This is a genomic window from Curtobacterium sp. PhB146 (assembly GCF_004342995.1).
In the GTDB taxonomy this organism is placed as follows: Bacteria; Actinomycetota; Actinomycetes; order Actinomycetales; family Microbacteriaceae; genus Curtobacterium.
This window is the reverse complement of sequence record NZ_SMBN01000004.1, coordinates 309505-333092: the sequence shown is the minus strand read 5'-3', so window position 1 is coordinate 333092 and position 23588 is coordinate 309505. Positions and strand designations below refer to the sequence as shown.

Here is a 23588-nt window from a genome sequence, read left to right as displayed (position 1 = left end):
TGGCCCCTCGATGCCGCGGCTCCCGTTCCGCGGGCGCACACCCGACGACCGGGAGGCCCGTCCCGCGCCCGACGACGAGGCTCCGGTCGACGAGGCCCCGGCCGTCACTCCCGCACCCGGTTCCTCCGGATCGCGCCCCCCAGCGGTCGGTGCGCCCCCGAGCACCGGGGCGCGACGGCCGTCCGCGGGCGCGGATCCGACCACCGATGCCGCCGACTCGACGCGCGACCGCGTGGGCGCCCTCGCGGGCGCGGCCGGCCGCCGCGTCGGCGCCGGCTTCGGTGCCGTCGCCGACCGCCTGCGCGAGTACACACCGGACGAGGAGCACCGCGACCCGCGCCCCGATGCGGGCAACGCGCCCCGAGGGGACGGGGCGCGACGACCGTCCGGGGGCGCGGCGGGCAGTGCACGCGACCACGACGCGACCGTGACCGACGTGCTGGACGCGGGGAGTGCCTCCCGGCCGGTCCAGCACGACGACGCACCCATCGGTGCCGGCGTCCGCGCTGCCGAGACCGCGCGTGAGGCGCGCATTGCGAAGCGTCGCCGTCGTCTGCTCGAGCGGGCCGAGGTGCGGCGGTTCACCCGGCGCAGCCGCCACCGTCGTGCCGCGTGGATCACCGCGGCCGGCATCGTGCTCGTGCTCGGCGTCTCGATCCTGGTGGCGGTGTTCTCGCCGCTGATGGCCCTGCAGACGATCGAGGTCAAGGGCACCAACCGCGTCGACGAGACCGCGCTGCGGCAGGCCCTGTCCGACCAGATCGGCACCCCGCTCGCACGGCTCGACTTCGACGAGATCAAGCAGGACATCGCCGGCTTCCCGCTCATCGAGAGCTACGTGACCGAAGAGGCCCCGCCGCACACCCTCGTCGTGACGGTGACCGAGCGCACGCCCGTCGTCGCCGTGAAGTCCGGCAGCTCGTTCGACCTCGTCGACCCGGCCGGCATCGTCGTGCAGTCGTCGCCGCAGCGTCCGGCCACCATGCCGCTCGCCGACATCGCCCGTGCGCGCCTCGGGTCCTCGAGCTTCCGCACGATGACCGAGGTCGTGCTGGCGCTGCCCTCGACGGTCCGATCGCAGGTCACGCGGGTCGCCGGGTCCACCGCCGACGACGTGACCCTGACGCTCAAGGACGGCTCGACCGTCGTGTGGGGGAGCCCCGACGACTCCGAGGCGAAGGCCGCGCTGCTCGCCGCATTGGTGAAGGACCACGCGGCGCGGAACCCGGGCGTCGTGGTCGAGTACGACGTGTCCGCACCGGACAACGGCGTGATCCGCGCGAAGGACTGAATTGCCGACCTGATCGGCGACACGCGGCGTGGCGGGGCGACAGTGCGCGGAACCCACCCGTAGCGTCGAAGCAAGCACCACATCTACCAGCATTGCCCCTGAACTTCAAGTAGAGGTTGAGGGTTCAACCGGAGGCCTGACTGACGTGACCACGAACCACAACTACCTCGCCGTCATCAAGGTCGTCGGTGTCGGCGGCGGCGGCGTCAACGCCGTCAACCGGATGATCGAACTCGGCCTCCGTGGCGTCGAGTTCATCGCGATCAACACCGACGCGCAGGCGCTCCTGCTCAGCGACGCCGACGTCAAGCTCGACGTCGGCCGCGAGATCACCCGCGGCCTCGGCGCCGGCGCGGACCCCGAGGTCGGCCGTCGCGCCGCCGAGGACCATGCCGAGGAGATCGAAGAGGCCCTCGCCGGTGCCGACATGGTCTTCGTCACCGCCGGTGAAGGCGGTGGGACCGGAACGGGTGGTGCGCCCGTCGTCGCCCGCATCGCCAAGTCGATCGGCGCCCTCACCATCGGTGTCGTCACGAAGCCGTTCAGCTTCGAGGGCAAGCGTCGTCAGTCCCAGGCCGAGAACGGTGTCGCCGGGCTCAAGGACGAGGTCGACACGCTCATCGTCGTGCCGAACGACCGCCTGCTCGAGATCAGCGACCGCGGCATCTCGATGGTCGAGGCCTTCGCCACGGCCGACCAGGTGCTCCTCGCCGGCGTGCAGGGCATCACCGACCTCATCACCACCCCGGGTCTCATCAACCTCGACTTCGCCGACGTCAAGTCCGTCATGCAGGGTGCGGGTTCCGCGCTCATGGGCATCGGCTCGTCGCGCGGTGCCGACCGTGCCATCAAGGCCGCCGAGCTCGCCGTCGCGTCCCCGCTGCTCGAGGCCTCGATCGACGGAGCGCACGGTGTGCTGCTCTCGATCCAGGGTGGCTCGAACCTCGGCATCTTCGAGATCAACGACGCCGCGCGTCTGGTGCAGGAAGCCGTGCACCCCGAGGCGAACATCATCTTCGGTGCGGTCATCGACGACACCCTCGGCGACGAGGTCCGCGTGACCGTCATCGCCGCGGGCTTCGACGGCGGCGAGCCGGCGCAGCAGCAGAAGGAGCGTCGCTCGAGCTACGTCGACCCCGAGTCGAGCGCGACGGCCCCCGTCGCCGCCTCGACCGGTGCGATCGAGGACTCCAGCACGTCGAGCCCCTCCTGGGCCTCGCAGGAACACCAGCCGCCGGTGCAGCGCGCCGCCGACCCGGCGTTCGACGACGACGACGAGCTCGACGTCCCCGACTTCCTGAAGTAACCCGTCCTTGGTAGCAGACACGCGCCTCCCGTCCGCCTCGTCATCAGACGACGGACTGGAGGCGCGTCTCGCGTCCGTCCGGAGCGGCATCGCCGACGCGGCGCGCGCCGCAGGGCGCTCGGCCGACGACCTCACGCTGATCGTCGTCACGAAGTACCACCCGGCGTCACTCGTCCGTGCGCTGGCGTCACTCGGCGTCACCGACGTGGGGGAGAACCGCCACCAAGAAGCACAGGCCAAGGCCGCGGAACTCGCCGACCTCGACCTGACCTGGCACTTCATCGGACAGTTGCAGTCGAAGAAGGCCCGGCAGGTCCGTCGCTACGCGCACGTCGTGCAGTCCCTCGACCGCACGTCGGTCGTGGATGCCTTCGCACCGACCGAGGCCGAGCCGGATCCACCGGTCATCGACGGGTTCGTGCAGGTCAACCTGACCGACGACCCCGGCCGCGGCGGCGTGCAACCGGACGACGTCGAGGCGATGGCCGCACGTGTGCTCGAGACCGGCACCATCCGGTTGCGCGGGGTCATGGCCGTCGCGCCGCTGGACGAGGAGCCCCGTGCGGCGTTCGCTCGGCTGCGGGCGATCTCGGACCGGGTCGTGGCGCTCGAGCCCGGCGCCACCGACATCTCGGCCGGCATGAGCGGCGACTACGCCGACGCCGTGCTCGAGGGCGCGACACACCTGCGGATCGGTACCGCAATCACGGGAAATCGGCCGGCGGCACCCTAGCCTCGTTGCAGGGCATCCACGTGCACCAACCTCCGGAGGAACCATGGCCAACCCGCTGAAGAAGACGATGGTCTACCTCGGCCTCGCCGACGAGGAACTCGACTACGAGGACGAGCAGCCGCAGCAGGCCGCGCCCGCGCGCCAGCAGGCTCCGGCCACTCCGGCCGCAGCCCCGCAGGATGCCCCCGCCCCGGCGGACGCTCCCGCGGCCGCCGCAGCTCCGGCAGCGGCCCCGGCCGCCGCTCCCGCGAAGACGCACACCCACCAGCGCGGCGCCCAGGTCACTCCGCTCCGCCGCTCGCACACGACCGCACAGAAGGCGACCCCGGTCCAGGAAATGAACGAGATCCTCACCGTCCACCCGCGCGAGTACAAGGACGCCCAGTCCATCGCCGAGAGCTTCCGCGACGGGATCCCCGTCATCATCAACCTCTCGCAGATGACCGAGAACGACGCCCGACGCATGATCGACTTCGCCTCCGGCCTGTCGCTCGGCCTGTACGGCAAGATCGAGCGCGTCACCAACAAGGTCTTCCTGCTGTCGCCCGCACACGTCGCAGTGAGCGGTGAGCCGGCTGAGGTAGAGTCCGACATCGAGGCGAACTTCTTCGCCCAGTCCTGAGCCGTCCCCCGGCCACCCGCCCGTGAGCGTCGTCGCATGACGGCACTCGCCCGAGACGAGCGAGCCCCATCGTGTCCGTGATCCTAGGGATCATCTCCCTCGCCCTCCTGCTGTACTTCTTCGTCATGTGGGGGCGGTTCGCGCTCGACCTCGTGCAGAACTTCAACCGGTCCTGGCGGCCGCGCGGGGGACTGCTCGTGGTCTCCGAGTTCGTCTACACGATCACCGATCCGCCGATCCGCGCGGTTCGGCGGGTCCTGCCGCCGCTCCGCATGGGGCCGGTGGCACTCGACTTCGGCTGGACGATCGTCATGCTCGTCGTGATCATCGCTCGGGTCGTCGTCAACGGCATCGCCGTCGCGGTCTGACCCGATCCAGGTCCGCGACACGCGCCGCGCCGATGCAGTGGTCGTCGTTCCTCCCCGTCGTCGGTGTACGGTGGTCGGGATCGATGCTCGCCTCCGGCGCGGCATCCGCACCACACGTGGTGACTGGTAAGTTCGGTCACGACGAAAGTGGTTCCACACGTTCAGCAGTTCTATTGAGGTGACGGCAATGGCTTTGACGCCGGAAGACGTAGTCAACAAGCGGTTCCAGCCGACGAAGTTCCGCGAGGGCTACGACCAGGACGAGGTCGACGACTTCCTCGACGAGGTCGTGGTCGAGCTGCGTCGCCTGACCGCGGAGAACGACGAGCTCCGCCAGCGCCTGCAGGCGGCCGAGTCGGCCCCGCAGTCGGCGCAGGCCGAGCAGCCCGCTCCCGCGGCAGAACCCGAGCCGGAGCCCGTGCCGGCCCCGGTCGAGGCGGCTCCGGAGCCCGCTCCGGTCGCAGCGGCCGCCCCGGCGACCACGGTCCCGGCGGACGAGGACACCGAGGGCACCACGAACCTCCTGACGCTCGCGCGTCGTCTCCACGAGGAGCACGTCCGCGAAGGCGTCGAGAAGCGCGACGCGCTCATCGCCGAGGGCACCGCCCAGGCAGCGCGTCTCGTCTCCGAGGCCGAGGCCAAGCAGCGCCAGATCATCGCCGACACCGAGAACACGAACCGTCAGCGTGTCCAGGTGCTCGAGCAGGAGCAGCGCCAGCTCGAGGGCAAGATCGACGAGCTCCGGACGTTCGAGCGCGACTACCGCGCCCAGCTCAAGAGCTACATCCAGGGGCAGCTCTCCGAGCTCGACTCCTCGAACGAGCAGTCCGGTCTCACCCCGGCGCCGGCATCGGCGCAGGGCTTCGGCAACTGACGTTGTCGCGACCAGCATCACGAGCGAAGGTCAGTGTCCGCGCTATCGCGGCACTGGCCTTCGCCGCTGTCGTGGTGGTGGCGTTCGACCAGGTCGCGAAGGCACTGGTCGTCGCGAACCTGCCGTACGGCACCCCCGTCCCGATCCTGGGCGGGGCGCTCCAGTTCCTGTACGTCCGGAACCCCGGGGCGGCGTTCTCCTTCGCGGTGAACATGACGTGGGTGTTCTCGATCATCTCGACGGCGGTCGTCGTCGCGATCATCGTCTACTCGCGTCGGATCCGGTCGATGTGGTGGGCCGTCGTGCTCGGCATGCTGCTCGGCGGCGCGCTCGGCAACCTGATCGACCGACTCTTCCGTGAGCCCGGCTTCGGCCGTGGCCACGTGGTCGACTTCATCTCGACGCCGTGGATGATGCCGGCGATCTACAACGTCGCCGACTCGTTCATCTGCATCAGCATGGTGGTCTTCGTGCTGCTGGTGATCCTCGGCGTGAACCTCGACGGGTCCCGCACGGTGTCCGCCAAGCGCGCTGCGCAGGCGGACACGACGGAGCCGCTCGACGGCGGGGCCGCGTTCTCGTCAGCTGACGCTGCTGTCGACGAGCCGACCCGCGCCTCCAGTCCGAACGACGGCGACCGACGCGACGCGCTGGGGCACGACGCCACGTGAGCGAGTCGCGTTCCCTTCCCGTCCCCGACGGGCTCGCCGGCGAGCGTGTCGACGCCGCCATCGCGAAGCTCCTCGGGTTCAGCCGCTCGTTCGCGGCCGACGTGGTCGCCGCCGGTGGGGTCCGGGTCGACGGCGTCCCCGTCGACAAGTCCGACCGCCTGCACGCCGACTCGTGGCTCGAGGTCGAGTGGTCCCCGAAGGAGCCGCCGCGCATCGTGCCGGCGGCCGTGCCCGGGATGACGATCGTGCACGACGACGAGGACATCGTCGTCGTCGACAAGCCCGTCGGCGTCGCTGCACACCCCTCGCCCGGCTGGGACGGCCCGACCGTGCCCGGGGGCCTCGCCGCAGCTGGGTTCACCATCGCGACCTCGGGCGCCGCCGAGCGTGCGGGCATCGTGCACCGCCTCGACGTCGGCACGTCGGGACTCATGGTCGTCGCGAAGACCGAGCTCGCGTACACCCACCTCAAGCGCGCCTTCAAGGAGCGCACGGTCGAGAAGGTCTACCACGCGCTCGCGCAGGGGCACCCCGACCCGACCTCCGGCACCGTGGACGCCCCCATCGGTCGGCACCCGTCGAGCGACTGGAAGTTCGCGGTCACGGCCGACGGCAAGCCGAGCGTCACCCACTACGAGACCCTCGAGGCGTTCCGGTCGGCGACCCTGCTCGAGGTGCACCTCGAGACCGGGCGCACCCACCAGATCCGCGTGCACATGGCCGCGACCCGCCACCCGCTGGTCGGCGACACGATGTACGGCGCCGACCCGGTCCTGGCGCAGGAGCTCGGGCTGACCCGCCAGTGGCTCGACGCCGTGCGACTCGGTTTCGACCACCCGCGCACCGGCGAGTGGGTGTCGTTCCAGGCGGAGTACCCCGACGACCTGCGCCTCGCGCTCGACCGCATCCGAGCCGCTTCGTCCTGACGGGCGCGCTGGTCGCGCCGTGCGTCGTCGCGCCGGTCGCGCCGGTCGCGCCGTGCCGCCGAGGTTCCGAAATCTCGGCATCTGGGCGCGCTGTGCGTCGGTCTGTGGAACCTCGGCGGAGCGCACGCGGCGTGTTGTGGAACCTCGACGGGGGAGCGACGGGCGTGTCGCGCGCGCAACGAGCGCGTGACGCCCACCCCCGGCCGGGAGGCCCGTGGCGCCGCCGCCCCGTGCCTCCCGTCCGCCACGCGCGGGCTCCACCGCCGTGGGGACACGATCTGCTGGCTTCGGGCCCGCCGAGCGACGGTTCCTGCACCCTCGCCGGGCTACGCGCGGCGTGTCGTGCGACCTCGGCGTCGGACCGCTCGGACACGCGCGGGTTTGTCCGCGGTCGCGGTTAGGCTGTTCGCGTCCCGCAAGCAGCTCGTTCGACCGGAGGTTCCGTGGCGGATTCCGACTCCTTCGTCCACCTGCACGTGCACAGTGAGTACTCGATGCTCGACGGCGCGGCCAGGCTCGGCGACCTCGTGCAGGAGACCGCTGCGCAGGGCATGCCCGCCGTGGCGGTGACCGACCACGGCAACATGTTCGGCGCCTTCGAGTTCTGGAAGGCCGCCAAGGCCGGCGGCGTCAAGCCGATCATCGGGACCGAGGCGTACATCACGCCCCGGACGCACCGCACGGACAAGACCCGTGTGCGGTGGGGCGACGGCGGTGGGGACGACATCTCCGGTGCCGGTTCGTACACGCACATGACGATGTTCGCCGAGAACACGACGGGCATGCACAACCTGTTCCGGCTGTCGTCGAAGGCGTCGCTCGAGGGCTACTACTTCAAGCCGCGCATGGACATCGAGCTGCTCGAGGAGTACCACGAGGGCATCATCGCCACGACGGGGTGCCCGTCGGGCGAGGTCCAGACGCGCCTGCGCCTCGGCCAGTACGACGAAGCCGTCAAGGCCGCCGCCGACTACCGCGACATCTTCGGCAAGGAGAACTACTTCGCCGAGGTCATGGACCACGGACTCGAGATCGAGCGTCGGATCATGAGTGACCTGATCCGGCTGGCGAAGGACCTCGACATCCCGCTGGTCGGCACGAACGACCTGCACTACACGCACGCGCACGACGCCAAGTCGCACGCGGCCCTGCTGTGCGTGCAGTCGGGTTCGACGCTGAACGACCCGAACCGGTTCAAGTTCGACGCCGACGAGTTCTACCTGAAGTCCCCGCAGCAGATGCGGCACGTCTTCCGCGACAACCCCGAGGCCTGCGACAACACGCTGCTCATCGCCGAGCGGTGCAACGTCGAGTTCGACACCTCGGCGAACTACATGCCGAAGTTCCCGGTGCCGGCGGGCGAGACCGAGCACTCCTGGTTCGAGAAAGAGGTCGCGAAGGGGCTGGACTACCGGTACCCGGACGGCATCCCGGCCGAGGTGCAGGAGCGTGCCGACTACGAGGTCGGCATCATCAACCAGATGGGGTTCCCGGGGTACTTCCTCGTGGTCTCCGACTTCATCCTGTGGTCGAAGAACAACGGCATCCGCGTCGGCCCCGGCCGTGGTTCCGGTGCCGGCTCGATGGTCGCGTACGCGATGCGCATCACCGACCTCGACCCGATCCGGCACGGCCTCATCTTCGAGCGGTTCCTGAACCCGGACCGTGTCTCGATGCCCGACTTCGACGTCGACTTCGACGACCGGCGCCGCGGTGAGGCGATCAAGTACGTCACCGAGAAGTACGGGTCGGAGCGCGTCGCGCAGATCGTCACGTACGGCACGATCAAGGCGAAGCAGGCGCTGAAGGACTCCTCGCGCGTCCTCGGGTTCCCGTTCGGCATGGGCGAGAAGCTCACCAAGGCGATGCCGCCGCCCGTGATGGGCAAGGACATCCCGCTCACCGGGATCTTCGACAAGGACCACCCGCGCTACAAGGAAGCCGTCGACGTCCGCACCGTGGTCGAGAACGACCCCGAGGCGAAGACCGTCTTCGACACCGCGCTCGGGCTCGAGGGGCTGAAGCGCCAGTGGGGCGTGCACGCGGCCGGCGTCATCATGTCGAGCGACCCGCTCATCGACATCATCCCGATCATGAAGCGGGAGCAGGACGGCCAGGTCGTCACGCAGTTCGACTACCCGGCAGCGGAGTCGCTCGGCCTGATCAAGATGGACTTCCTGGGGCTCCGCAACCTCACGATCATCAGTGACGCCCTCGACAACATCAAGAACAACCGTGGCATCGAGCTCGACCTCGAGACCATGGGGCTCGAGGACCCCGAGGCGTACGCGCTCCTGCAGCGCGGTGACACGCTCGGTGTCTTCCAGCTCGACGGTGGGCCGATGCGTGGCCTGCTGCGTCTGATGAAGCCCGACAACTTCGAGGACATCTCCGCGCTCATCGCCCTGTACCGTCCGGGCCCCATGGGTGCGAACTCGCACACGAACTACGCGCTCCGCAAGAACGGCGAGCAGGCGATCACACCGATCCACCCGGAGCTCGAAGAGCCCCTGGCGGAGATCCTCGGCGGGACCTACGGCCTGATCATCTACCAGGAGCAGGTCATGGCCATCGCGCAGAAGGTCGCGGGGTTCTCCCTCGGCCAGGCGGACATCCTCCGCCGCGCGATGGGCAAGAAGAAGAAGTCCGAGCTCGACAAGCAGTACGCGGGCTTCGAGAAGGGCATGCTGGACAACGGCTACTCGGCCGCGGCGATCAAGATGCTGTGGGACATCCTGCTGCCGTTCTCCGACTACGCGTTCAACAAGGCGCACTCCGCCGCGTACGGCGTCGTCTCGTTCTGGACCGCCTACCTGAAGGCGCACTACCCGGCCGAGTACATGGCGGCGCTGCTCACCTCGGTGGGCGACGCCCGCGACAAGCTCGCGCTGTACCTGAACGAGTGCCGCCGCATGGGCATCAAGGTCATGCCGCCGGACGTCAACGAGTCGATCGGCTTCTTCGCCGCTGTCGGTGAGGACATCCGGTTCGGCATGGGCGCGATCCGCAACGTCGGGTTCAACGTCGTCGACGACATCGTGAAGGCCCGCACCGACAAGGGCGCGTTCGAGTCGTTCCACGACTTCCTGCGCAAGATCCCGATCTCGTCGGCGAACAAGCGGACCGTCGAGTCGCTCATCAAGGCGGGTGCCTTCGACGAGTTCGGCGACTCCCGCCGCGCCCTGGTCGAGATCCACGAGGGCGCGGTCGAAGGCGCCGTCAAGGTCAAGCGTGACGAGGCCCACGGCAACGTCGGCTTCGACTTCGACTCGCTGTTCGCCGAGGTCGCCGAGGAATCACCGGCCACCGGTCCGGTGTCACAGGTGCCCGACCGTCCGGAGTGGTCCAAGCGCGACAAGCTCGCGTTCGAGCGCGACATGCTCGGCCTCTACGTCTCGGACCACCCGCTCGCGGGGCTCGAGATCGAGCTCGCGAAGCACCAGTCGATCACCATCGCCGACCTCATCGCTGCCGACGACTCGGTCGAGGGCGAGACCGTCACGGTCGCGGGTCTGCTGACGAGCGTGCAACACCGGGTGGCGAAGACGAGCGGCAACCCGTACGGCATCGTCGACATCGAGGACTTCGGCGGCCAGATCGGCGTGATGTTCCTCGGCAAGACCTACCAGGAGTTCGGTCCGTCGCTCGTGGCCGACTCGATCGTGGTCCTGCGCGGTCGTGTGAACGTCCGCGACGACGGCAAGGCCCTGCACGCAGTGAGCATGTTCCAGCCGGCGATCGGCGACGCGATGGGCTCTGGCCCGCTCACGTTGTCGCTGCCGGAGCGGCAGGCCACCACGTCCACGGTGACGGAGCTCGCGGCCGTGCTCGGACGGCACCAGGGTGAGACCGAGGTCCGCCTGAAGCTGCTGAAGGACGACGTCGCGCGCACGTTCGAGCTGCCGTTCCCGGTGAACCTGACACCCGACCTGTTCGGCGAGCTGAAGAGCCTGCTCGGGCCGCGCTGCCTGGTGTAGCGGGGGCGTGACCGTGGCCGGACACCGGATCTTCGGGACGCCCTTCGCGGGGGTCTACCCGCACTACCTGGCGAAGGTGGAGCGGAAGGGCCACACGAAGGGCGAGCTCGACGCCGTCATCACGTGGCTGACCGGGTTCGACGACGCAGCGCTCGCACGGCACCTGGCGGACGAGACCACGTTCGAGGACTTCTTCGCCGCCGCGCAGCTGCACCCGAACGCGCCGCTCATCACTGGCGTGATCTGCGGCGTCCGGATCGAGGAGATCGACGACCCGCTCATGCGGCAGATCCGGTACCTCGACAAGCTCGTCGACGAGGTCGCGAAGGGCCGTCCGATGGCGAAGGTGTTGCGGACCGCGTGACCGGAGCCGGCGGGAGCGTTCCCGGCGCCGAGGCGCTGCGTGCCTTCGGGGTCGCCGGGTCCACGCCCGTGATGCTCGCGGGTGGGCGCGGCCTGACCTGGCGTGTCGGGGGCATCGTCCTCCGGCCCCACGACGGCGTTGCGGTGACCGACTGGCGTGCCGGCGTCCTGGCGGAACTGGAAGGCTCGGCTGAGTTCCGCACACCCCGCCCCGTGCTCACCCGCGAGGGCAGCCGGCGGTCGGGGGACTGGGAAGCATGGGAGTTCGTGCCCGGCGCGGCCGACGAGTCCCGCGTCGAGGACGTGATCCGGGCGGGTCGTGCCTTCCACCGCGCGATCGCCGGCCTGGAGCGGCCCGCGTTCCTCGGCACGGATCCCGATGCCGGCACGGCCGTCACCGCGGTCAGCGCCGAAACCGACAGCACCGACCCGTGGGCACGTGCCGACCGGATGGCGTGGGGCGAGGAACCGCTGCCGTCGGACCCGACCCTCGACCGGCTCGCCGCGGCGTTCCGCCCGGTCCGAGCACCGTCGCAGCTGGTCCACGGGGATCTGCTCGGCAACGTGCTGTTCGCCGACGGGCAGCCACCGACGATCATCGACTGGCCGCCGTACTGGCGTCCGGCGGGGTTCGGCACCGCGATCGCGGCCGTCGACGCGGTGTGCTGGCACGGGGTCCCGGTCGGTCGGCTCGACGCGCTCGGCGACGACGAGCCGGAGTGGCGTCAGCTGCTGGTCCGGGCGCTCGTGTTCCGCATCGCGACGCTCCACCAGCTGGGCGCGTGGGACGCGACGTGCGTCGCACGCCACCGTCCGGTGGTCGACGTGGTCGCCGTCTGACGGGAGGCCCGTGGCGGGGCCGCCACGGGCCTCCCGTCAGCAGGTGCGTCGTGTCAGGCGCCGCGCCCGGTGATCGCGCGGATCCGCGCGACGACGCGGGGGTTGCGCGCCCCGAAGCTCAGCGCGGTGAGCCGGCGGAGCGACACGGTCGCGCGGTGGACGAGCAGGCCCGTCGCCTCGGCGATGTCGGAGACGGCGTGCCACCGGGCACGGAGCGATGCCGGGTCGATCTCGGTGGCGGCCGCCATCCGGATCAGCTCGACGAGCCCCTCGCCGCCACGCCAGGAGGTGCTCTGGTTCTCGAAGCGACGCAGGATGCGGTCGATCGCCGAGGCACGGTGGTTCGCGACGGCGTGCGACCAGCGAACGTCCTGCGACACCGGGTCGACGAGGATCCAGCGGGGGGCGTTCGCGTTGAGCGCCGAGAGCTGCGCGAACGTCGTCAGGGTGCCGAGGGCGATCGCGACGTCGAAGATCTGCCGCGGGCGACCGCCCACGGCGATGGCTGCCCCGGGGAACGCCTGCCGCGCGGTCCGGATCTGCGACTTCGCGACGATGACCGTCACGACCACGTCGTCCGGAGCGGCTTCGAGGGTGTTGAGGACTCGAGCGACGACTTCGTTCGTCAGGTCCGCCGGCAGGTGCAGGGACACGCGCACGACGTCGTCGTCGGGCAGGAACGCGTCGGCGAACACGTCGACGGCGTCGCGGTAGCGGGCGAGGAACAGGGCGACGGCGCCGGCGTAGAACGGGTACCGCTCGAGCAGGATGCGCTCGTGCTCCAGCCGGAGCGAGGGGCCGCGGTCACCGCTGAAGCTCGTCGAGCCGGTGTGCAGGACGAGCGCACGGTTCGCCAGCACCGACGTGAAACCGTGCTCGTTGATGCGCAGGCAGAAGTCGTTCTCCTCGCCGTAGCCGGGGGAGAAGACCTCGTCGAACAGGCCGAAGCGGTCGACCATCTCGCGCCGGATCAGGAAGCAGAACCCCATCGCGACCGGCGACACGGTCGAGCGGGGGAGCAGGTACTTCGTGCGGCCGTGCAGCTCGCGCGTCCGGCGCGGCGGCAGCGTCGCACGCGGGTTGCGCCGGGCGTACGGGAACGACGCGATGGTCGCGTTGTCGCTCCGCGCACACACGACGCCGATCGCGTCGTCGGACGCCAGCACCGCGGTCATCTCGTCGAGGAACCCGGGCATCGGCACCGTGTCGCTGTTGAGCAGCAGGACGTCGTTGCCGGTCCGGTCGAGCTCGAGGACGGCGCGGTTGCAGTTGCCGACGAACCCGAGGTTGCGCGGGTTGCGGGTGTACTCGAAACCGGCGTGCTCGCCGACGAGCTCGAGGACGCGGGCTTCGATCGTGTCGACGTGGGGCCCGATGTCGTTGGCCAGCAGGACCCGGTCGACCGAGAAGTCGACGGTCTCCAGCAGCGCCTGGATGCAGCGCTCGAGGCCCGGGAGGTCGTCGTAGATCGGGACGACGATCGTCACCGGACGTCGGTCGCGGCTCATCGTCGCACCAGCTTCCGCGCGACCACACCCGGTCGGGCGAGCAGTCGGCCGACCGTTCCGGAGCGGGCGCGCACCCGGTTCGCGAGCAGGCCGAGCGCGGCGCGCGCACTCGTGGCACCGAGCGACGCGTACGCGCCCGGGAGCTCGAACCAGTACCGCGCGGCCTGGGGGAGCCGGTAGCCCTCGGTGCCGACCAGCGCGACGAGGCGTGCGATCGCCGCAGCGTTGTCGTGGCCCGCGCCCGTGACCGAGGCGAGCCGGTCCGGAGCAGCCGCACCGTGCCTCCTGGCCGTGTCCGGGTCGGCCGCGTACGACGCGAGCGCGTCCGCGAGGGCCGAGACGTCGTCGGCGTCCACGAGCACGCCGGTGACACCGTCGTCGACCAGCTCCGCGCTCCCGCCCTGGCGGGTCGCGACGACCGCCTTGCCCAGGGTCATGTACTCGGCCGTCGTGCGGCCGAAGGCCTCGATCGTCGACGGTGTGATGCAGACGTCCGCCGCCTGGATGAACGGAGCGGGCGTGTGCTGCTCGCCCGCGAACACGACACGGTCGGCGACGCCGAGCGCGCGGGCGCGCTCGGTCAGGCGCTGGTCCTCGCCGGGGTGCTTCCAGCTGCCGACGAAGCACACGCTCGCGGCGACGCCACGTTCGTGCAGCGCGCCGAGGGCGTCCACGACCCGGTGCTGCCCCTTCGACTCCTCGACACGCCCGAGGACCGTGATCCGGAGTCCGGGCTCGGCCTGCGGGAACGGTGCGACCGCCGGCTTCTCGTCCTTCGAGGCCAGGAGCCGCTCGGTGTCGACCGTCGGGTACGCGACGGAGAGCTTGTCGGCGGGGATGTACTGCGCCAGGTGCTCGCGCATCGCCTCGGAGTTTGTGACGACGGCTCCGGACAGCAGGCCGATGTCGCCGAGGACACCCGCGCGCCCGGTCTGGAACTGCAGCCCGTGGTCGAGGTCGCCGTACTCGCGGACGAACCACGCCTGCGGGATCCCGAGGACCGCGGCGGCGAACGACGCCCACGGTGCGACGAGGGTGTTCGTGACCACCAGGTCCGGGCGCTGCCGCTCGTACAGACGGATGATCGCGTTCACCGCGGCGTAGTCGACGGTGGCGAACGCGGCACGTTCCGCGGCCGGAGCCGGCTGTGGGCTCGGCAGCGCCCACCCGCGGAACCGCAGGGCGTCGTAGGACCAGCCGCGGTCGTCGAGCGCCTCGATGAACTTGCCCTTCGGGGCCTTCGTGACGAAGGTCGGGGTCATCGTCGGGTCGATCGCCAGCCAGTCCTCGACGAACCGGAGGAGGGACCGCTCCGCGCCGCCGAGGTTGACGGGCGCCGTCGAGTGGTTGGCGAAGCTGACGATCACCCATCAACTCTACTAATGATTTTCCAAGCGTTTGCTCTCTGGCCACTCGCCGCGCCCGTGTCACCGCGTCGAACGTGCGTTGTGCAACCAGTGTGCGAGAATGCCTCGTCCCTGAATCCCTGTGAGGAGCGCTCCGTTGCGCCCCGGAGGAGCCTGCACCCGAAGCATGACGTACCTGAACGAGCTCATGTCGTCGCGCGAGTTGCTGATGAACCTCACTGCGCGCGAGGTCAAGGGCAAGTACCGCCGCACGGTCTTCGGGCAGCTGTGGTCCCTGATCAACCCACTCGCGACGATGCTGATCTACACGATCGTGTACTCGTTCATCTTCCGGGCGCGTCTCGAGGTCGGTGACCCCAGCGGACTGAACATCTACCCGCTGTGGCTCATGTGCGGCCTGCTGCCGTGGATCTTCGCGCGCAACGTCATCAACTCGGGGATGACCTCGATCGTGGCCAACGGCTCGCTGATCAAGAAGGTCTACTTCCCGCGGATGACGCTGCCGCTCGCGGCCGTCGGGTCGTTCGGCTTCACGTGGCTCGTCGAGATGGGTGTGCTGTTGATCGCCCTCGCGATCGCGGGTTCGAACTTCTGGATCTACCTGCCGCTGATCGCGCTGACGATGGTGTTCCTCGCCATGTTCGCCGCCGGCCTCGGGCTGATCCTGTCGATCATCAACGTGCACTTCCGCGACATGCAGCACCTCGTCGGCATCGGCCTGCAGATGTGGATGTACCTGTCGCCGATCATCTACCCGCTGTCGCTCGTCGAGGACGCCGCGAACAAGGCCGGACACCCGTGGATCATCCACGTCTACAAGCTCAACCCGATCGAGCGGTTCTCCGAGGTCTTCCGGAACCTCATGTACGACAACCGTCTCCCGAACTGGACCGACCTGGTCGCGTGCGCCATCGCTGGATGCGCCTCGCTCGCACTCGGCTACTTCGTGTTCTCCCGCAACGAGAAGAAGCTGGCTGAACTGCTGTGAGCGATGCTGCCGTCACCGTCGACCACGTGTCGAAACGATTCCGCATGTACAGCGAGCGAAACGACTCGCTGAAGAGCATGGTCATGCGCGGCAAGAAGTCCGTGCACGAGGACTTCTGGGCACTGAAGGACGTGTCGTTCGAGGTCCCGCAGGGCAAGACCTTCGGCCTGATCGGCAAGAACGGGTCCGGCAAGTCCACGCTGCTGAAGTGCCTGGCGAAGATCCTCTGGCCGGAAGAGGGCTCGATCACTGCCCGCGGCAAGCAGGCGTCGCTGCTCGAGGTCGGTTCCGGGTTCCACCCCGAGCTCTCCGGTCGCGAGAACGTGTTCCTGAACGGCTCGATCCTCGGGATGAGCCGCAAGGAGGTCACGCGGAAGTTCGACGACATCGTGTCGTTCTCCGGCGTCGGCCACTTCATCGACCAGCCGGTGAAGAACTACTCCTCGGGCATGTACGTCCGACTCGGGTTCTCCGTCGCGGTCGCGGTCACCCCGGACGTGCTCGTCGTGGACGAGGTGCTCGCCGTCGGTGACGCGACCTTCCAGAAGCGCTGCCGGACGAAGTTCAAGGAGATGAAGGACGAGGGCCGCACCGTCATCCTCGTCTCCCACTCGATGAGCACGGTCAAGGACATGTGCGACGAGGTGGCTTGGCTCAACGAGGGCGAGCTGAAGATGATCGGCAAGACGAACGACGTCGTCAAGGCGTACAACGAGACCGTCTGAGCGATCGGTGGTCAGCCCGGCAGCGCTTCACCTCAGCTCCGGTCAGCCGCCCGGCGTCGTGTTGGACGTTCCTCTGCGCGCGTCATTGCGTCAAGAGCAGACTGCACAGCCCTTCTGAGCCGCTTCGCAGATGTCCGTTCAACACCGATGTGGACCGCAATTGCAAGTGTGATGCTGCTGAGTATCGCAACACTCAACGTGATCGCCCATGGCATGTGCGGAGCGAGTGCTCCGATGATGGCCCAACCGAACTCTTCGTGGACGAGATAAAGAGGGTAGGTCAACAGTCCTGCGATCGTGAGCCATTTCCAGCCCACCCGCCGTAGCGGAGTAAGGGTGGTCGTCATGACAGCCAAGAAGCAGACCGCGGTTATCGCCATCATGACGACATCGTTCATGCCGGCTCCGGTCAACCGTGCCACGGCAGCAGCAGCGTCTGTGCCGGCTGTCGGGACTGCCCAGATGACGTTCGCACCGAGGAGAAGCCAAGTGATCGTGGACCGCCGGTCAAGCGAGAGTAGATAAATAAGCATCCCGCCGGCGAAGAGTGGTGCGTAGGTGGGTTGCAGGATGGTCGCAAGCAAATGCGCATCGCTGGATTCAGCGAGTGCTGCCGCAATCGGCCAGACTGCGCAGAACACCAGGATACGGTTGCGAGTGATTCCGACCAGAAAGAACAGTCCGACTAGGAAATAGAAGTGAAGCTCGATCCAGAGGGTCCAGTAGACGCCATCCACATGCTCCACACCGAACGCTGATTGCCCCATCGTCAGGTTCACGAATATCTGCTTGATTGAAACATCCTGCGGCGCGGTGGCGAGTAGAAGTCCTCCGGTGAACAAGACCGCGAACCAGTACGCCGGGTACAAGCGTGCTGTACGCGACGCCACGAATGCAGTGAGCGGACGGCCCCACGCGCTCATGAGGATCACGAATCCGCTGATCACGAAGAATAGGTCAACTCCGAAGTAGCCGAATTTGGCGATGCTGAAGAGCGGAGCGGAGATGTCTCGGAACGACATGCCCCACCGGTCGGTGTGCGCGGCGTAGTGGAAGAGCATGACGGCGATCGCGGCGAAAAACCGGAGGCCATCGAGCGCAGCGAATCGGCCGCCCAACGCTGGAATGGGTCTTGGAGTTACTTCGACCAACGCGGCGACCTCGCGATCGAGAGCATGTGGTTCAAACGTGGACCCCTACTTGTCGCACAGCGTCGAGTTCGACGATTCGAGGTGCTCCGTCCAGCGCCTTCATCGCGCCGATGACACGTTCACAGTTACGTCCATCGCGTACCGGGAACGCTTCGCTCGTGCGCCGCTCGTATTCGGGAGCAACGCGGAAACCGTTCGACGCTATGTCGGCGATCGCGTCGACCGCCTTGTCAACGTCTGTGGTGACTGGTCCAAACCCGTCTCGTTCGTACTCGAAGTACCCTCGGCGTCCGATATGCATGCCGTTGAAGAACTCGTGAGCGTCGAACTGGAGGTATACGACCGGAACGTCCACGACTGCCGCTTCGAAGGCGATTGACGAGTAGTCGGTGAGGACTGTGCTCGCGGTGGCGAGGACGTGTTGTACGTCGGCGTCGCGGTAGCTGAGGACCTCGACGTGCGGGGGGAGCTTGAAATCTGCGAGGTACGGCCGCATGTTCGGGTGCGGCATGAACACGATCCGGCGCCTCTCAGTCTGCGCAATCGTGCGGAGACGTTCGTCGTGGAGCAAGCGGAGATAGGTCTGGGCGTACTCACTCTCCATGAATCGGTCGTTCCGCAGGCGCTCGTTCGAACCCTTGAGTGCGGCACCCACGATCCCCTGCCTCCATGTCGGCATGATCACGATCGCGTCCCGGTCGGACTCGATCGTGGCTTGGCGCTTCCTCAGGAGTGCGTCGTGGCGGGGAAATCCGGTCAGCACCGCTTCTCGGTCGCTGAACACCCACGGGCTCGATTCGACGATCGATCGTTGCTCAGCCCTCGTACCGGTCACGAGCAACGCGATCGGTTTGATGTTCAGCCAGCGGGAGAGGTCGTACTGGGTGATGCCGTGCTGAAGGAACGAATACTTGAAGCGGGGCCTCCCGTAGCGGCGGCCATCGAGGGGCGACACCACGTAAGCGTCTGCGTGCGAAGAGGCCAGGTGCGCGGCGTGCAGGATGAGCAGACGCCACTCGGCGCTCCCGTACGCCACCAGACGGAAGCCCTCTGCTTTGAGCCGGTCCCAGTCCTCGGACTTACGTTCGAGGACGAACCAAGCGTTAATCTCGGGGTGGTGCGCTCGCGCGTAACGGTAGAGGTGTTCCGCGTTGTCATTTGCGTCGGTGTTGCGATCCATGAACACCCATGCGTCTTCGAACCGCCTGCGAGTTGATGGCGCATGGAACTTGATCGCAGTGAGATCGCTCGTTAACTTCTGCTTGTCGAGATTGCGCCTCCACGACAGGAGCGTCTTCCCTGCTCTTGAACGCATGTAGCGGGTCAGGCTCTGCGATGGGTCGAGTTCCGCTTTGTGTCTACGGCGCTGGCCGATGATTGTTGGATTCAATTGCTTGTAGGTCAGCGACTCTGCATGACCCCATTGATCACCGCGGACGACGGAAACCTGCAAGCCATCAAGGTGGACCAACGAGCGCAGCCCGCGACGGATCCAGAGGTGGCGTCGCTTGAGCAGGGTTCGTCCATAGAACTGGTACTCCTGTACCGTGCCGTATAGAGGGGCCACCACCTCGTCGTCGACAACGATGTGCTCGGTCGGCTCAGGCCCGGAGAACCAGTACGTCAGGTGAACTTCCTGCCGCGACTCGTCCACGTCATTCAAACGGACGTAGTCAGGTCGAAGCGGCTCGGGCCGGTAGCCCTTGAGGAAGGTCTCCTTCACCGCAAACTCGACGCCCATCGCGTCGAAGGTGCGGATTGCGTCATCACTGATGAGGTCGAGGATTTCGCGCATCAGCTCATGGAACTCATCGAACACGTGCTTCGGTGCCGCCGCCGTGAGCGACCTAATTGCCAATTCGTTCTTGAAGTACCAGAAGAGGTCGTACAGCACCGTGTTCTCGAGCCAACGCGGGACAGATTGCTGCCGGCTCGCTTCTTGCAAAAGCGCGAGGAATCCGTGCCGCAAGAGCGTCGTGTACTTGTCTTCCATCAGGAAGCTGGTCTGCGTCGCAGACGAGCCGTTGCCTCGGGTGCGGTAGTAGTACTTAGCCGAAGACACCACACCGAGTCGATGTGTGTTCGAGCCCAGAAGATACCTTGCGATGAAGTGGCCGTCCTCGAAGTTCGGACGAATCCGAGTGTCGAACCGGAGGCCGAGATCGTCGATGGCCGACGTGCGCAAGAAGGTGTTGCCCGCGCTGACGTGGACAGTGGGTTCGACGTGCAGGTTGATGACACGCGAACCCTTCTGGAACTTGTGCCGGAGCGGGTGGCTGTCCGTTCGCTCCCCGGTTCGTTCGTCGAACGGCATCAGGTGCGTGCAGACAACCGAGACTGACTCGTCTTGGTAGATATCGAGAAACTTTGTGACCTGGCTGAAGTAGTCACTCGCGAGCACATCGTCAGGGTCGCAGAACGTCACCCAGTCGGCGTCGACGATCTCCAGGCCTGCGTTGCGAGCAGCGGCCACGCCTCCGTTCGGTTGCGAGAGGACGGTGGCCAGTACTCGCTGCTCGTCAATCCAGGTCCGGATGATCTTCTCGCTGTCGTCGGTCGAGCCGTCGTTCACGAAGATCAACTGGACGTGATGGAGCCCCCCGGTCTGATCAGCGAGCGACGCCAGAAAGTCGGGGAGGTAGGGCGCCACGTTGTAGGTCGCGATCACCGCTGCGATCTGCGGTCGGAGGGAGTCAGAGCGGCTAGCGGGGTGGTTCTGTGCCATCGTCTGAGTTGCTCCGTATCGGGTTGTGGGCAGGGCGGCGTCCCTAAAACGCCTCAGGAGAATACCAGTGATCCTCACCTCGGTCGCAGCACACGATCGCTGCTACCGTCTGGATCGCGATGATGAGTCCCGAGACCCCAGCCTTGCCCCCGACGATCTCCGTTGTGGTGCCGGCGCGCAACAGCGGGCTGTGGATCGGTGAGCTCCTCGAGAGCGTTCTCGCGCAGGACGTACAACAGCTCGAGGTTCTCGTCATTGACAACGGGTCCACCGATCGAACTCTCGACCTGGTGACCGAGTACGCCGCGCGTGACAGTCGAGTACGACTCATCCGTTCGGGTGCTGAGTCCGCTGCTGCAGCACGGAACGAAGGTGCCGGTGAAGCCGTGGGCGAGTACCTCGTCTTCGCGGACTCAGACGACATCGTCCCGGACGGCGCCTATCGCACAATGCTCGAGTCGCTGGTGGCCAGCGGCTCAGACATGGTGATCGGAGACCACCTCAAGTTTTCTCCAACGGCGACATGGAGCCCGACCGGTCGCTGGGGTGCTTTCACGGCTCCCTGTTCAGCCGTCGTCCCGGACGATCGACCCGAATTGCTGACGGGCCGCGCGTGTTGGAATCGGATGTTCCGGCGTTCTTTCTGGGACCGGACGGGGCTGCGGTTCCCGGAGATCCCAAGCGTCGAAGACATAGAGCCGATGACCCGAGCCTTCGTTGAGGCGGAGCACGTCGACGTCGTGTCAGCTCTGGTCTACCTCTACAGAGACCGCAGCGATGCATCCTCGATCTCTCAGCGCCCGGATGCTGCGTCGACCGTTCGGTACCTCCAACAGGAACTTGCTTGCGCGCACCTCGTGTCTCGCCGCCCGGCCCTTCGGGAACAGCACGCGACGATAGTGGCGGACGCCGACGGATGGGCGCATCTGGCGAGGTTTGTCGCCACCAATCCGTCGTCGGCGGACATCAAGCTGGTGAGAAGCGCTCTTGACGCACTGTTCGACGTAGTACCCCTGGCCGCGGTAGGGCAGGCTGCTCCGTCTCGCCGTGCACTCTGGGGTCTCATGCTCGCGGACCGATGGTCCGTCGCTGCCAGTTTCGCGGCCGGGGCCGGCTCTGACGACGCGTCGACTCGCCTTGTCTCGTGGCATTCTGCGATGGCCGTACTGGGGGCCGAGCCGACCAAGTACTTGGAGCTGGAAGCACTGATCCTGGAGGGCCTCCTTCCCGTCCTAGTGAACGTGGCAGAAGACGTCCCTCTGGCCCAGCTCACTGATGCAGTGCAGGATTTCGCGAAGCTCCCGGCCACCAAGCCGGTTCCCGGGCTCGCTTCTGCGATGGCGGACGCTCTCGCCCGAAGCGCTGTCGGTGAGGTCCTGACCGTGTCGCGACTTCGTCATGTCGTGCCCCTGGTCGTCGACGTCGCTCGTCCGACCGAGCGCGGATTGCAAATAGGCGGTCGGGCGAAGCTGGAGGTGGCAATGACATTCGTCCTTCGGTCCGGACCTGATGTTGTGTTCGTGCCTATTGACGTCACGACGGGTTCATGGAGCGTGACCCTGGATGCGGCGCAGCTCAGAAATGGTCGCTGGACGGTAACGGCTCAGGCAGCGGGGGTGTCAGAAGAGTTCCCGGTGGTGACTGCGCGGATGCCCTTGCCCCCCATTGACGATCAGTTCATTTTGCAACCGCTGGCTGACCGGAGAGATGGATGGCGGTTCCTCGTGGACAGGCGAGTTCGGAAGCCTCGGGGGTTCGGCGCGTTGCTCAGACGAGCTTTGCGGAGGCCGCGCTAGCGAAGGACGAGAAGCCGAAAGGCCGTCTTAGTCATGACATTGAGCCCGCGAGCTCTCCTGAGTCTGTGGTCCGGAGCGGCGAAGCGGCTCTGCTTCCTCAGCGTTGAACGGCGTCCAGCAACTCCGCGTACCGCCGCGATAATGCGAACGGCGCCAGCCGCCGGCTGAACTCCGCGGCCTCGGCAACACCCGGGGCAGGCACCGCCAGCGCCACGCGCAAGGACTCCGCGGCATCGCCGGCGTTGAACCACCTGACCCACGCCTCATCGCCGAACTCGGCACGCAGGTGCGGCTCGTCCGGCAGGACCGACGGCACGCCGAACGACGCGGCGAGGTGCAGGACCCCCGAGTTGAGCACCCGCCGGTAAAGGAACACTGCAGTGTCTGCCGCTCGGAACCACCGCTGGACGTCGATGTCCTCGACCTGATCGTGCTCGCGCACTGCACGCACGTCGTCGCCGAGCAGCCGGTCGATCTCGTCACGGTCGTCGGACGTGGTCCGGCCGGCCAGCAGGAGCACTGGCCGCTCGGACGGCTTCGTCCGACGCACGGCTTCGACCAGGACGTCGATGCCCTTGTACGGGCGCATCTGGCCGAAGGCGAGGACGGCGTGGTCGAGGTCAGTGAGTCCGAGCGACGCACGCGCTTCCTCGCGCGACACCGAGTCCGGGTACACGCCCTGGTAGCTCGGGTGCGGGAGGTGCACGACCGTTGCCGGGTCGAGCTCGTAGTACGAGGACACGGCCGCGGGCGTGTCCCTGTTCATCACGTGGACGACGTCTGCGGCGCCGGCCAGGTAGCGGTTCAGGTCGAGTTCGAGCTCGAGGTGCCGTGCATCGTGGGGGAGGACGTTGTGGATGGTCCAGACGAGACGTGCTCCGCGTGTGCGCGCCGCGTCGACGGCGGCGCGGAAGCGATCGAGCCGCGCCTGCGCTTCGTCGAGGTCGTCGTCGTGTCGCTGCACGATCGGGGACGTCCAGTGCATGTGGAAGACGTCGCCGGTACCGAGCCGGCCGAGGTGCTGCTCGAGCTGCTCCAGACGCAGGCTCTCGAGGACGTTCCAGCCGCGTGCCCGCGGGGCCAGCAGCATGAGGTTGAGGTACGGGTTGTCGCGGTAGGCAGGGAACACCGCGAGGAGGCGATCGGGCACCGACCGATCCTACTGGGACTCGGCCGGAGAGCGGGGTGGCGTCAGTCGAGCGTGGCGACGATGAACTCGGCCTCGTGCAGGACCGAGCAGAACGCCTGGCCCTCGTGGTCGAGCGCATCGCGCTTCAGGATGACTGCACCGCACACCGAGCACTTGGTCGTGAAGGTCGACCGCACGACGTCTGAGATGAGCGACATGCCACCATGC

General features: G+C 67.6%; 20 protein-coding genes. 14 read left to right on the top strand and 6 right to left on the bottom strand.

What is annotated here, in order from left to right; translation table 11 throughout:
• Window positions 1-10: 10 nt before the first annotated feature.
• The 11 genes from EDF33_RS16370 to EDF33_RS16320 all read left to right on the top strand — a co-directional run bounded on the left by EDF33_RS16370 (window position 11) and on the right by EDF33_RS16320 (window position 11971).
• Window positions 11-1291: an FtsQ-type POTRA domain-containing protein gene (locus EDF33_RS16370; RefSeq protein WP_347812770.1), complete on the top strand. Its 1281-nt coding sequence runs from the start codon at window positions 11-13 to the stop codon at window positions 1289-1291.
• A 145-nt stretch (window positions 1292-1436) separates the two neighbouring features.
• Window positions 1437-2597 (top strand): cell division protein FtsZ, encoded by a 1161-nt coding sequence (gene ftsZ / locus EDF33_RS16365; protein WP_111085783.1) that lies wholly within the window; start codon window positions 1437-1439, stop codon window positions 2595-2597.
• A 7-nt stretch (window positions 2598-2604) separates the two neighbouring features.
• Window positions 2605-3330 (top strand): YggS family pyridoxal phosphate-dependent enzyme, encoded by a 726-nt coding sequence (locus EDF33_RS16360; protein WP_132100586.1) that lies wholly within the window; start codon window positions 2605-2607, stop codon window positions 3328-3330.
• Window positions 3331-3373: 43 nt separating this feature from the next.
• Window positions 3374-3952 carry a cell division protein SepF gene (gene sepF / locus EDF33_RS16355; protein ID WP_123292468.1) on the top strand — a complete coding sequence of 193 codons (579 nt, stop codon included), beginning with the start codon at window positions 3374-3376 and terminating at the stop codon, window positions 3950-3952.
• 71 nt (window positions 3953-4023) lie between these two features.
• Complete coding sequence (locus EDF33_RS16350; RefSeq protein ID WP_111085780.1) at window positions 4024-4320, top strand: YggT family protein; 297 nt, start codon at window positions 4024-4026, stop codon at window positions 4318-4320.
• A gap of 187 nt (window positions 4321-4507) precedes the next feature.
• Window positions 4508-5194, top strand: a complete 687-nt coding sequence (locus EDF33_RS16345; protein WP_165900993.1) for a DivIVA domain-containing protein — start codon at window positions 4508-4510, stop codon at window positions 5192-5194.
• A gap of 2 nt (window positions 5195-5196) precedes the next feature.
• Window positions 5197-5865: a signal peptidase II gene (lspA, locus tag EDF33_RS16340; protein ID WP_347812769.1), complete on the top strand. Its 669-nt coding sequence runs from the start codon at window positions 5197-5199 to the stop codon at window positions 5863-5865.
• On the top strand, window positions 5862-6791 hold the full coding sequence (locus EDF33_RS16335; protein ID WP_123672602.1) for an RluA family pseudouridine synthase: 930 nt from the start codon (window positions 5862-5864) through the stop codon (window positions 6789-6791). The genes lspA and EDF33_RS16335 overlap by 4 nt, the downstream gene beginning before the upstream one ends.
• Window positions 6792-7234: 443 nt before the next feature.
• Window positions 7235-10768, top strand: a complete 3534-nt coding sequence (dnaE, locus tag EDF33_RS16330; RefSeq protein ID WP_132100585.1) for a DNA polymerase III subunit alpha — start codon at window positions 7235-7237, stop codon at window positions 10766-10768.
• 13 nt (window positions 10769-10781) lie between these two features.
• Complete coding sequence (locus EDF33_RS16325) at window positions 10782-11132, top strand: DUF2200 domain-containing protein (protein WP_123292834.1); 351 nt, start codon at window positions 10782-10784, stop codon at window positions 11130-11132.
• Complete coding sequence (locus EDF33_RS16320; RefSeq protein WP_243692473.1) at window positions 11129-11971, top strand: hypothetical protein; 843 nt, start codon at window positions 11129-11131, stop codon at window positions 11969-11971. The genes EDF33_RS16325 and EDF33_RS16320 overlap by 4 nt, the downstream gene beginning before the upstream one ends.
• Window positions 11972-12024: 53 nt before the next feature.
• Here EDF33_RS16320 and EDF33_RS16315 read toward each other — a convergent pair whose 3' ends face one another.
• Both EDF33_RS16315 and EDF33_RS16310 read right to left on the bottom strand, forming a co-directional pair.
• On the bottom strand, window positions 12025-13479 hold the full coding sequence (locus EDF33_RS16315) for a glycosyltransferase family 2 protein (RefSeq protein ID WP_132100584.1): 1455 nt from the start codon (window positions 13477-13479) through the stop codon (window positions 12025-12027).
• Entirely contained in the window at window positions 13476-14846 is a 1371-nt protein-coding gene (locus EDF33_RS16310) for a glycosyltransferase family 4 protein (protein ID WP_132100583.1), read from the bottom strand. Before EDF33_RS16310 ends, EDF33_RS16315 begins: the two co-directional genes overlap by 4 nt.
• 166 nt (window positions 14847-15012) lie before the next feature.
• Between EDF33_RS16310 and EDF33_RS16305 the strand changes: the two genes are divergently transcribed.
• Both EDF33_RS16305 and EDF33_RS16300 read left to right on the top strand, forming a co-directional pair.
• Window positions 15013-15834 carry an ABC transporter permease gene (locus EDF33_RS16305; RefSeq protein WP_132100582.1) on the top strand — a complete coding sequence of 274 codons (822 nt, stop codon included), beginning with the start codon at window positions 15013-15015 and terminating at the stop codon, window positions 15832-15834.
• Window positions 15835-15878: 44 nt separating this feature from the next.
• Window positions 15879-16559 (top strand): ABC transporter ATP-binding protein, encoded by a 681-nt coding sequence (locus tag EDF33_RS16300; RefSeq protein WP_111039170.1) that lies wholly within the window; start codon window positions 15879-15881, stop codon window positions 16557-16559.
• 32 nt (window positions 16560-16591) lie between these two features.
• On the opposite strand, the gene EDF33_RS16295 is transcribed toward EDF33_RS16300, so the two are convergent.
• Entirely contained in the window at window positions 16592-17677 is a 1086-nt protein-coding gene (locus EDF33_RS16295) for an acyltransferase (protein ID WP_165918848.1), read from the bottom strand.
• 64 nt (window positions 17678-17741) lie between these two features.
• Window positions 17742-20435 (bottom strand): CDP-glycerol glycerophosphotransferase family protein, encoded by a 2694-nt coding sequence (locus EDF33_RS16290; RefSeq protein WP_132100580.1) that lies wholly within the window; start codon window positions 20433-20435, stop codon window positions 17742-17744.
• Between the two features lie 122 nt (window positions 20436-20557).
• Here EDF33_RS16290 and EDF33_RS16285 point away from each other — a divergent pair, with 122 nt between their 5' ends.
• Window positions 20558-22231 (top strand): glycosyltransferase family 2 protein, encoded by a 1674-nt coding sequence (locus EDF33_RS16285; RefSeq protein WP_165918846.1) that lies wholly within the window; start codon window positions 20558-20560, stop codon window positions 22229-22231.
• A 97-nt stretch (window positions 22232-22328) separates the two neighbouring features.
• Here EDF33_RS16285 and EDF33_RS16280 read toward each other — a convergent pair whose 3' ends face one another.
• Entirely contained in the window at window positions 22329-23381 is a 1053-nt protein-coding gene (locus tag EDF33_RS16280; protein ID WP_132100578.1) for a glycosyltransferase, read from the bottom strand.
• Between the two features lie 41 nt (window positions 23382-23422).
• Complete coding sequence (locus EDF33_RS20235; protein ID WP_165918845.1) at window positions 23423-23578, bottom strand: hypothetical protein; 156 nt, start codon at window positions 23576-23578, stop codon at window positions 23423-23425.
• Window positions 23579-23588: the final 10 nt, after the last annotated feature.

Coding starts and splice junctions, on each gene's coding strand:
- EDF33_RS16370 (WP_347812770.1), top strand. CDS start 11: ATGCCGCGGCTCCCGTTCCGCGGGCGCACACCCGACGACCGGGAGGCC.
- sepF (WP_123292468.1), top strand. CDS start 3,374: ATGGCCAACCCGCTGAAGAAGACGATGGTCTACCTCGGCCTCGCCGAC.
- EDF33_RS16345 (WP_165900993.1), top strand. CDS start 4,508: ATGGCTTTGACGCCGGAAGACGTAGTCAACAAGCGGTTCCAGCCGACG.
- EDF33_RS16315 (WP_132100584.1), bottom strand. CDS start 13,479: ATGAGCCGCGACCGACGTCCGGTGACGATCGTCGTCCCGATCTACGAC.
- EDF33_RS16305 (WP_132100582.1), top strand. CDS start 15,013: ATGACGTACCTGAACGAGCTCATGTCGTCGCGCGAGTTGCTGATGAAC.
- EDF33_RS16300 (WP_111039170.1), top strand. CDS start 15,879: ATGTACAGCGAGCGAAACGACTCGCTGAAGAGCATGGTCATGCGCGGC.
- EDF33_RS16290 (WP_132100580.1), bottom strand. CDS start 20,435: ATGGCACAGAACCACCCCGCTAGCCGCTCTGACTCCCTCCGACCGCAG.
- EDF33_RS16285 (WP_165918846.1), top strand. CDS start 20,558: ATGAGTCCCGAGACCCCAGCCTTGCCCCCGACGATCTCCGTTGTGGTG.
- EDF33_RS20235 (WP_165918845.1), bottom strand. CDS start 23,578: ATGTCGCTCATCTCAGACGTCGTGCGGTCGACCTTCACGACCAAGTGC.